The 850-nt window shown below is 64.1% G+C and carries 1 protein-coding gene; it reads left to right on the top strand.

From position 1 onward, the window contains the following. Positions 1-35: 35 nt before the first annotated feature. On the top strand, positions 36-850 hold an 815-nt coding region (locus GFY24_RS40860), incomplete at its 3' end, for an AMP-binding protein (RefSeq protein ID WP_309231928.1).

Raw genomic sequence — 850 nt, 5'->3', positions numbered from 1 at the left:
TCGATCCGACCTATCCCACCGAGCGCATCACTTACATGATGACCGATTCGAAAGCGGTCATCGGTTTGACCGTGCCATCGGTGCGCGCACGACTACCCGATGGCATCGACTGGTTGACACTCGACGACCTCGACGAGTTGACACCCGACAACCTCGACGAGGAATTCAGTGCCCAGCCGATCTCCGATCCCGAACCCACACTCGACGAGGCCTCGAGTGCCCGGCCGATCTCCGATTCCGAGCGCACGACCGTGCTACGGCCGCAGCATGCGGCCTATCTGATCTATACCTCGGGTTCCACAGGTGTGCCCAAGGGTGTGACCGTGACCCATGCCGGGTTGGCCGCGCTCGGCTCCGAGCAGCGGGAACGCTATGCGTTGACCTCGGTTTCGCGGACCCTGCATTTCGCGTCGCCGAGCTTCGATGCCTCGGTCTGGGAGTTGTTGCTCGCGGTGGGTGCCGGTGCCACGATGGTGATCGCCGCGCCCGGCATCTATGGTGGCCCGGAGTTGGCTGAGCTGCTGCGCCGCGAGCGGGTGACCCACGCCGTGATCACGCCGGCGGCGTTGGCTTGGGTGGATCCGGACGGGCTCGACGACCTGAGAGTCGTCGTTTCCGCCGGTGACGTTTGCCCGCCGGAGTTGGGGCGGCGCTGGGTGGGCGACGGTCGTGAGTTCTTGAATGCTTACGGTCCGACCGAGGCCACGGTCATGACGAACCATAGCCCTGCGTTGGCGGTGGGTGATTTGGTGACGATCGGTGGTCCGATTCGTGGTGTTTCGGAATGGGTGTTGGATCAGCGGTTGGAGCCTGTGCCGGTTGGTGTGGCGGGTGAGTTGTATATCGCCGG

The organism is Nocardia sp. SYP-A9097 (genome assembly GCF_009649815.1).
Taxonomy (GTDB): Bacteria; Actinomycetota; Actinomycetes; order Mycobacteriales; family Mycobacteriaceae; genus Nocardia.
Note: the sequence above shows the minus strand (reverse complement) of the source record. Positions and strands in the feature narration are given on the sequence as shown.